This is a genomic window from Paenibacillus terrigena DSM 21567 (assembly GCF_000374845.1).
GTDB lineage: Bacteria > Bacillota > Bacilli > Paenibacillales > Paenibacillaceae > Paenibacillus_K > Paenibacillus_K terrigena.
The window spans coordinates 166,642-175,383 of sequence record NZ_KB895421.1 but is presented as its reverse complement, the minus strand read 5'-3'; the positions used below and the strand labels follow the sequence as shown (position 1 = coordinate 175,383).

Here is an 8,742-nt window from a genome sequence, read left to right as displayed (position 1 = left end):
TAGAAGCAGCAAAAGTTGAAGGTTACACGGTCGTGGGCGAAAGCACGAAAGAATACAAATTTACATCCGCGAAGGATCAAGAGTTCGTATTCTACTACAAAGCAGCAGCACAAAATGTAGCAGTTAAATATCTGTTAGAAGATTCTAATGTTGAAGTAGCGAAATCGACGACAGTGCCAGGTGTAACAAACGGAACTGCAACATTGAAAGCAGCAGAAGTTCCAGGCTACACATTGGTAGGCGAGAAAACGCATGAATACACATTCTCGGTCGATGCGAACCAAGTATTCGTCTTCTACTACACGAAGAACGTTGAACGGACGTTAACGCTGAATTACCTTGAACAAGGAACGAACCACGTTGTTGCTGAATCTGTAACACACAAAAACCCAGCAGATGGTTCGGTATTTAACTCCGTCTATGTGGACGGCTACACGATTGTATCTGAAACGGACGCGTTCAAATATGTGATCGCGAAAGGCGATCAGCAGGAACACACATTCTTCTACACCAAGAATAATGTACCTGCTGAGAAACGTACGGTTACCGTGAATTATATTGACCGTGCGACAGAGCTTCCGTTACAAGAACCAACGAAGCATGAAGGCGAAGTAGGCAAGGCGCTTCACTTGGTCGCTGGATCGATTACCTCGGTATCGGGCGCTGTATATCTGCCAGAGAAATTCGAATTTGACTACCCAGTAACGGCAGATGAATTGCAGGAATATACCTTCTTCTACTACAAAGGCAATGTGGAAGATCTCCAGAAAGCAACGGTTCACCATGTGTACGTGGATGGAGATAAGAAAGTTGAATTGAATGTTGAAGTTAAAGAAGGTAAGAAAGATACAACGATCACGATCAGACCAGAACCGATCACAAAAGACGGCATTGTGTACAAACCAGAAAAACCTGAATACACGTATACTTTCACTGGTGAACCTGACCAGACGTTAGAAATTCGCTACGTCAAAGAAGCACCAGTCGAGAAAGAGTACAAAGTCACTGTGAAGTATCTGGAAAAAGGTACGAACAAGGAATTAGTGAATGCTGGAACTGCAAGTGGTAAAGCTGGAACAACGGTTAAGCTAGAAGCAGCACCAGTTGCAGGCTACACGCCGGAGAAGGCACAGCAAGATTACAAGTTTACGGATCAAGAAGGTCAAGAAGTCCTCTTCTTCTATACGAAGAATGCTACGACACCTCCAGTAGATCCAGGCCCATCGACGCCAACACCGTTGCCGCCTGTTCCATTGCCACCGGTACCACCATTGCCTCCAGTTCCACCGCAATTGGAAAAGGATAAGCATTTCAACTACATCAACGGCTATCCAGATGGCATGATCAAGCCTGAGAACCTGATCAGCCGCGAAGAAGTCGCAGCGATCTTCTATCGTCTGATGGATGATGAGTCACGTAGCGATTACATGAAACAGATCAGCTCATACAAAGATGTTGAGCAGAAGCGTTGGTCGAGCAAGCATATCGCAACGATGGAGAATGCTGGTATCATCACAGGTTACAAGGATGGATCGTTCAAACCAGCTCAACAGATTACGAGAGCAGAATTCGCAGCCATCGCATCCCGTTTCGACAAATTGGATGAGAAGAAGAACGAAATGTTCACGGACATCAAAGGGCATTGGGCTGAGAAATACATTGTCTCTGCAGCGAACAAAGGCTGGATCAAAGGCTATGATGATAGCACGTTCAAACCGAACCAGTACATCACACGCGCAGAAGCAATGGCATTCATCAACAGCGTTTTGAATCGTAAAGTCAAGGTTAAAGGCATTCATGAAGATGCGAAAATGTGGCCAGACAATTCGGTGAACAAATGGTATTACACGGATGTCATCGAAGCAACGAATCACCACGGTTACACAAGAAATGAGGATGACACAGAGACTTGGAATGAAATCAAGCCAAAGCATGTGTATCCTGAATAACATCGAGTTATAACACAAAAGCTCCTCTCTGATAATCAGAGGGGAGCTTTTTCTAACTTATTGATTAAATAGCTTGTCCAGAAAATCGTATGTAAGCGGAGCGTCCTTCTTCAACTCTTTACGCGTTGTATCATTGTAGAGATACAAGCTCGCGCTCTCTGCGAAATATTCTGCAGGATAAGCCGATACATAGCCATCGTGATAGTTGCTTGCTGCTTCTTTGGTGAAAACATCTTTGAAATCTTGCGAGTCGCTTGCGTTGTTAAACACAAAGCGGTCAACGGCATGCAATGTCTCATGGATTTCAAGGTTGTACGAGTTGTGGCCATGGCCTTTTTTGCTGTATCCGATGCGTACGACAACCACTTTCTCGCTAACACCCGGTACATCATCCCAAGTGAGTCCAGTGCCTTCCCAGCCTCTTGGCGTTACGCCTTTGAGGTAGTTCAATTCAGGTTCGTTGGTAATGATGTCGTTCGTTAATTTCACTTTAACGCCTTTGTCAGCAAGTGTTTTTAAGATTGGAGCTGGGATTTTCTCTAGGCGCTCCATCATCTCTTTTGCTTCTTTTACATTATAATCACCTGTCGGCAGTACGACCAATTGATCGGGCAGAGCGCCTTCAGCGTGTACGTTATTCGTAGGAAGTAGTGCAATAATCATCAGCATCATGAGCGTAATAAGCACGAGTTTGGTTTGTTTCATCACGAACACTCCTTGGAAAGCCAACGTCACTCGTTCAAGTGCGTTAGACTTTGTAATGGTAACTGGCTGGCATGGCGAGTATTCCTCGCGTTAGCCCCTATAGCTTTGCGTCGCCATCTCTCGATGGGTTTGCCTTTGTCAATACGGAGTTGACATATGAAATTGTTGTACGTAAAAAACCCTTCTTACCGAAATAAGAAGGGTTAACAACGCGAATAACGTCGTACTTCTATGTCGGTAACTGGCTGGCATGGCGAATTTTCGCGTTAGCCCCTGTAGTTTTGCGTCACCATCTTTCGACGGCTTTGCCTTTATCATTTTTAATAGGAAATTAGTTCTATGAACCTATCACTATAGTAGTCTTGTTCTATCAATTAGTCAACAAAAAAATTCTCAGAATTTGGAGAAAATGAAGGTTTCGACATGTAATATGGAAGGGATTAGGAAGGGAAAGTCGGATTTCGTGAAATATCGCTATAATTTGTGGGAAATACGCTGTTTCTTTACTAGTCTAATAGAACTAGAGTGGAAAAGATTCATGCACGATTCCAGCCTGCAATACGTACACTAACCTAGGGCGATGTCATCATAATGAGTCTGGAGGAGAAGCCGTGATACGTATTTCGGGGAGACCTTTACAAGAAGCCGGCAGTTTGCCGCTGACGCGGATGGAACAGAGCATTGTAAAGGCGAAGGAGAACAGCCCGGTAACCTACTACTATCCTTCGAAGGAAGCGTTGGTCTATGAAATGCAAATGAGGAGCAAAATCGTGAAGGCAGCCAATGACTTGAACGCAAGTTATGCCCGATTCGCGCCTTTCCGGGAATCGTTCAGTAATCCACGATATTGGATAAGAACACCAAACGGTGGATTTCGATTAAGAGGAAATGTCCAGCCCGCGGATGGGATTCGAGATATATTTGAACATGGGGAGTATTATGGGTTTGAATGTTCAACAGCGATCATGATTCTGTTCTATAAGGCCGTGCTGGATATGAACGGTGACGATGAATTTAACAAGTATTTCCAAAATCTTTATTTAAGAGACTGGCATGCCAGTAACTATCTTCCGCTAGTGATCACGGAAGACAAGAATGAAGCGTATCTTGGGGATGGGGTATATTTCGAAAACCCGGATTTTGATCCAAAAGGGCCGGAATGGCGGGGCGAGAATGCGATCGTGATGGGGCCGAACTTGTACTTTGGGCATGGCATTGGGCTCAAATCGGCAGAGGATATTCTGGCGGCTTTGAATGAGAAACGCAAGCCGAATAGCACGATAGAGGCATACCAAGCGGATTTGGTCGTACACCCGGACTTCGAATTCCTGCGGAACTTATCTTCGGACGGCAACGCAGTCCAGGCGTTCTCACAGCAAGCGTGGAATCCGTTCGTTGCTCAGATCGGATCGCAGACGACGTATTACTATTAACACCATGCAGAATCATGAACGAATAAGAGAGGCCTCCAATCCTGAATTTCGGGTGATGGGGGTCTTTTGGCACGGGTGGCAATGAACTTTGTTTAATTTGTCACGATGTTATCGGAATCAGAGTGAGATTAGGATTATCCGGTGCTTATGGTATAATGGGGCTTACTACAATAGCCATGCGGAGGCCGACGAAATATGCTAAGTTTTGAAGAAAAGCTCGCGATTGCCGATTCATTCCCTGAATTGGAGCGCAAAAATGTGTCTATGAAACGCGTCAATTACCACTACGAGGAAAGTATGTTCGATAAGAAAACGGTCGTCTATCACCTGCATCCGAACGGCAATGGGTTCGTCTATGCCGGATATCTGACCGGTTATGATGTTGACGATCGAGGTATGGTGAACATTCGCGATATGTCTGCGGAAGAAATTCGTACGATCATTGAAGCGTCCATCCGTTCCTTAACGTGGAAAGGGGTACGACGTGCAACTGGAAGTGTAGAAGCATCAGATGCGACAACACCCGACACTGCACAGGAAGTGATCGAAGAACGCTGGACGAACGCGAAGAACCAGTCGTTGGAGCTCAAATTAGAAGATGAAGATCAGATGTGGTACATCTTCGCAGGCGAAGATCTCGATACGGTATTCGAATCGTATGAAGAAGCTGCAGAATATCTGACCGAAGAAGGATTCGTTCGCGCAGCGGATTAAGGAGCATGAACAACATGGAAGTGACACCTCAAGCCGTCGCCCAATGGATGGTCGATGAGATTCAATTTAAAGGGACTTTGCAACAGAGCGATGCGATTGATTATGTACGGACGCATTTCGGCGAGCAGTTCGTTTTTGTGAACGAGAATGGCAACGCTTCGCTTGAGAAAGAAGTGAAGAAAGCTTTCAGGAAGCTGCATAACGGCAGAGTCGCGTGGGATCGAGACGGATTCTTCTGGGCGTGGACATAGAAGCAATGATAAGGGGTTGTATCCTATATTGGTATAGGACACAACCCCTTTATTGTGCGAATTTATACGGTTGGACTGTCGGGATCGATCCCTTTTGTCTCTCGTCCCCAGAACAGGACGACGAATGCCCCGAGGAGAATGGTGACGAAGAAGACTGTGAAGATCGTTGTCATCGCCGTTTCGCGAGCGACGAGCATACCGACCAGATAAGGCCCAATCACCCCGCCGATCCGCCCGAAGGATGCGGCGAGTCCTACGCCCGTTGAGCGTACTTCCGTTGGGTATAGCTCTGGGGTATAGGCATACATGCCGCCCCATGCGCCCAGATTGAAGAAGGAAAGGCAGATACCCGCAGCGATCAGCATGCCTTCGGACTCGGCCATTCCGAACCATATCGCACTGACCGCTGTTAGGACGAGATACGTCACGAGCACGAACTTCCGGCCAATCTTCTCAATGAAATACGCCGCTGTGAAATACCCGGGTAACTGTGCCAACGTGATAATCAACACGTATTGGAAGCTTTTGACGAGACCATAACCTTTCATCACCATAACCGTTGGAAGCCAGAGGAACATGCCATAGTAAGAGAAGACAACCGTGAACCATAGAACCCATAGGGTGATGGTAGAACGGCGGTATTTCGACGACCAGACAGAAGCGACACGCTGACGAAAAGGCAAGGGTTTCTGTTGTACCGCCGCCATGTACCGAGGTGAATCTTGAATCGCCCGGCGAAGGTACAGGGCATAGAACGCGGGCAATGCGCTGATAACAAAGGCGATGCGCCAGCCGTAATCCGGGATGACGAAATAGGCGATGAGCGCGGATAAGATCCAGCCGAAGGCCCAGAAGCTCTCTAGGAGCACGACGGCACGCCCTCGTTCCTTCTGTGGTACGGATTCGGAGACGAGTGTCGAAGCGACGGGTAGTTCTCCGCCCAGACCGAATCCCGCGATGAATCGCAAGATGCATAGTGCAACGAAGCTGGATACGAGTGCAGATAATCCGCTAGCTGCGGAGAAAATTAATAACGTCCAGATGAGGATGGACCTGCGGCCATAACGGTCTGCTAGAGAACCGGCCACGGCTGCACCAGCAGCCATTCCAATGGAATTGATTGCGGCGACAAGGCCGATCTGTTGTGCGCCGAGATGCCAGTCGACGGCTATCGCGGCAATGATGAAGGAGACCATGCCGACATCCATGGCATCGAATAACCAGCTCAGGCCTGCGCTGAATAATAATTTACGCGTAGAGGGCTCGCGTAAGGCTGCTAATCTGTTCATGTACTGTGCTCCATTCCTAACATTCTGCGTTCTTTATACATGAATATTACCAAAACTACCCTCTACCATCCAAGCCCCCTCTGAAGAAAGATATTCGTAGCGAGATCTCAAGCTGTCGTTGGGGTCAATCGTTTGGTCTGTCTTTGTAGATCCAACAGGCATATCATCTGGGCTTGAATTTCCCGACTCTCTGGTGTTGCGAAGGTGGAGTAAGCTAAGTTGCGGATCTCTAAGGGATCCTCGGACAAGTTATACAATTCGAACTCTTCGGGGGCGGGTGTTCCGCTGCTCGTTGCGTTCGGGTCAAAGTATCGGGAGTATTTCCATAGCCTCCTCCTCTTTGTCCCAACAGCATCTTCTGATTCAAGCCACGTAATGATGGTCTCGATATGGTTGGGTTGGACAACAGAAGGATAAGGTCTGCCTAAGGCGCTGATCTGATGCTGCCCAAGCATGACATCATCATCGGTCATGAAGAATACCGAGTCTTCGGGCGGCGCGGATTCCCCCAGCAGATAGGAGCTTAGATCGCGGCCCACGAAGGGGTGGACTTCCGTAAATTGAAGTTTAAGACGTTCTTGGATCTCTGGTACATTGGCTTGCGCTAACCCTAGCATGGTTGGCAGCAGGTCGAGATGACTGGTCAATGCATCAAGTTGTTTTGGATTCGGGAAGAGCTTCTTGTTATTGATCACGAAAGGGACATGGAGAATCTCTTCATAGGCAGAATACCATTTCTGGTGGAGATAACCGTGTGAGCCGAGCAAGTCTCCATGATCGGATGTGAAAATAATAATCGTATTGTCGTAGAACGAGGAGCGCGTTAACGCTTCATACACTTTTTGCATTTGCACATCGGCGTTTTTCTGCAATTGATAATAGAGTCTATAGTATAAAGATGGATTTAGGATGGGCTGCAATGCTTGAGGATAGACAGTGCGATAGCTAGCTTGGCAACGAGGCTTCGTGTGTAAGGACTCAAGGACGGTCGGTGGAGGCTCCACGTTAGGGACAGTTGGTTCCACATTGAAGCTGAACGCAGGGATATGCTCTGTTAGTGAACCGTATAGTACGATGTCATGCGGATTGACGAAGGAGGAAACGATGAGCCAAGGTGGTCGTTCTTCTGCTGGGTGGGTTTGTTGATCCAACGCTCGAATCAGTTCGGCAACTTCTGACGCATAGACGACATCTCGCCCACTGACGCCATGGGCAGCTGAAGATCCGGAATTTCGCGGGTTTCGTCCATGCGGCTCCGGGCCGATCCAATCGGAAAACCCGTAGCTTTCCAGTCGGTCTGCCCGTCGATAGAGGTCTCCTTTTTGACGATCAGGCACACCGTTGCTTGGATGATAGCTTGGAACATCTTGATGCGTCCCAGGGACCACGATGTCTTCGTAGGAGATATGCCATTTCCCTTTGTAATACGTCTGGTAGCCTGCTTCACGCATGTAATTCCCCATCGTGGGCACGGTATTGGAATTGAGCCAGAACATATCCGAATCGAAAGCGCTCTTCGCAATTCCATCCGTCTGAGAGACCCCATGCAGAGAAGGGTAATGGCCTGTAAACATAGTAGCTCGGCTAGGGCAGCATGCGGCGCTACCGATATAATGCCGATGCAGTTCCACGCCGTCGTTACGCAGTAGCTCCTGCGTAACGAGATTATTCTTGCGCCAGGTTCGTATGGCTTCACTCTCATAACGGGGAGGGTATCGCTGCTCATCAACGATAAAGACTAAGAAATTAGGCCGTTCATGCTTCATGGTCGGATTTTGCTGATAGTTCAACGTATTCAGCTCCTTCGTTATACGCTTATATCTTAAGCTATGCTCCTGCACGCTAAGATATGGAAAGTAATCGTTGCTATTATGTGCCAGAAGTGGTAAGATGGAAATGTATTGATATTTGACCTGAATTCACATATTGCAGAGGGTTATGATGGAAGGCGTGGATAACCTTGTACAATATGTGAATTTTTATTTATTAAAAACCAACGGTCAGGCCATATTAAAGAAGTGCTTCGAGAACTTACTTCCTGAGACCGATGGTTCAGGGCATTTATAAGCTTGATAATCCTGGATAGAAAGAGGGATGGACATGTATAATTCACGGAAAAAGCCGATGGATGAGATTCCTGAGGAAGTAACAGCAGTTTGGTCATGCACCAATGAGAAATGCAAAGGTTGGATGCGAGATAATTTTGCATTTTCAACAGAGCCGACATGCCCCCAATGTCAATCCGTTATGGAGAAGGGCGAGAGAAAGCTAGCCGTATTGGTGAATACAAGCCCGCTGCAAACTAAATCATAAACCAATAACGTAAGAAATAAATGGAGCCGACCTGTAGGGTCGGCTTTTTTGTATAACAAAAGGGACAATATCGCACGTACGTCATCAT

General features: G+C 47.2%; 8 protein-coding genes and 2 riboswitches. Of the genes, 5 read left to right on the top strand and 3 right to left on the bottom strand.

Features of this window, described 5'->3' with window-relative positions; genetic code table 11:
- Positions 1 to 1,949 (top strand): S-layer homology domain-containing protein (locus tag C558_RS0123735; protein WP_026264106.1); only part of this gene is annotated, 1,949 nt, incomplete at its 5' end.
- A 57-nt stretch (positions 1,950 to 2,006) separates the two neighbouring features.
- Here the strand turns inward: C558_RS0123735 and C558_RS0123730 are convergent.
- A complete protein-coding gene (locus C558_RS0123730; RefSeq protein WP_018758809.1) occupies positions 2,007 to 2,654 on the bottom strand; it encodes an anthrax toxin lethal factor-related metalloendopeptidase in 648 nt (215 codons plus the stop codon).
- 54 nt (positions 2,655 to 2,708) lie between these two features.
- A riboswitch (cyclic di-GMP riboswitch) is annotated at positions 2,709 to 2,798 on the bottom strand.
- A gap of 89 nt (positions 2,799 to 2,887) precedes the next feature.
- A riboswitch (cyclic di-GMP riboswitch) is annotated at positions 2,888 to 2,974 on the bottom strand.
- 291 nt (positions 2,975 to 3,265) lie between these two features.
- Here C558_RS0123730 and C558_RS0123725 point away from each other — a divergent pair.
- The 3 genes from C558_RS0123725 to C558_RS0123715 all read left to right on the top strand — a co-directional run bounded on the left by C558_RS0123725 (position 3,266) and on the right by C558_RS0123715 (position 5,052).
- On the top strand, positions 3,266 to 4,087 hold the full coding sequence (locus C558_RS0123725; protein ID WP_018758808.1) for a hypothetical protein: 822 nt from the start codon (positions 3,266 to 3,268) through the stop codon (positions 4,085 to 4,087).
- A gap of 195 nt (positions 4,088 to 4,282) precedes the next feature.
- On the top strand, positions 4,283 to 4,801 hold the full coding sequence (locus tag C558_RS0123720; RefSeq protein WP_018758807.1) for a hypothetical protein: 519 nt from the start codon (positions 4,283 to 4,285) through the stop codon (positions 4,799 to 4,801).
- A 14-nt stretch (positions 4,802 to 4,815) separates the two neighbouring features.
- Positions 4,816 to 5,052: a DUF6953 family protein gene (locus C558_RS0123715; protein ID WP_018758806.1), complete on the top strand. Its 237-nt coding sequence runs from the start codon at positions 4,816 to 4,818 to the stop codon at positions 5,050 to 5,052.
- Positions 5,053 to 5,114: 62 nt separating this feature from the next.
- Here the strand turns inward: C558_RS0123715 and C558_RS0123710 are convergent, their stop codons facing one another.
- Both C558_RS0123710 and C558_RS0123705 read right to left on the bottom strand, forming a co-directional pair.
- Positions 5,115 to 6,341: an MFS transporter gene (locus C558_RS0123710; protein ID WP_018758805.1), complete on the bottom strand. Its 1,227-nt coding sequence runs from the start codon at positions 6,339 to 6,341 to the stop codon at positions 5,115 to 5,117.
- 107 nt (positions 6,342 to 6,448) lie between these two features.
- Positions 6,449 to 8,107 (bottom strand): sulfatase family protein, encoded by a 1,659-nt coding sequence (locus C558_RS0123705; protein WP_026264105.1) that lies wholly within the window; start codon positions 8,105 to 8,107, stop codon positions 6,449 to 6,451.
- A gap of 334 nt (positions 8,108 to 8,441) precedes the next feature.
- Here C558_RS0123705 and C558_RS0123700 point away from each other — a divergent pair, with 334 nt between their 5' ends.
- Complete coding sequence (locus C558_RS0123700; RefSeq protein ID WP_018758803.1) at positions 8,442 to 8,654, top strand: cold-shock protein; 213 nt, start codon at positions 8,442 to 8,444, stop codon at positions 8,652 to 8,654.
- The last annotated feature ends 88 nt before the right edge of the window (positions 8,655 to 8,742 follow it).

What these genes read in the sequence shown, in the direction of transcription:
- C558_RS0123700 (WP_018758803.1), top strand. Translation starts at nt 8,442, where the DNA reads ATGTATAATTCACGGAAAAAGCCGATGGATGAGATTCCTGAGGAAGTA.
- C558_RS0123715 (WP_018758806.1), top strand. Translation starts at nt 4,816, where the DNA reads ATGGAAGTGACACCTCAAGCCGTCGCCCAATGGATGGTCGATGAGATT.
- C558_RS0123705 (WP_026264105.1), bottom strand. Translation starts at nt 8,107, where the DNA reads ATGAAGCATGAACGGCCTAATTTCTTAGTCTTTATCGTTGATGAGCAG.
- C558_RS0123710 (WP_018758805.1), bottom strand. Translation starts at nt 6,341, where the DNA reads ATGAACAGATTAGCAGCCTTACGCGAGCCCTCTACGCGTAAATTATTA.
- C558_RS0123720 (WP_018758807.1), top strand. Translation starts at nt 4,283, where the DNA reads ATGCTAAGTTTTGAAGAAAAGCTCGCGATTGCCGATTCATTCCCTGAA.
- C558_RS0123730 (WP_018758809.1), bottom strand. Translation starts at nt 2,654, where the DNA reads ATGAAACAAACCAAACTCGTGCTTATTACGCTCATGATGCTGATGATT.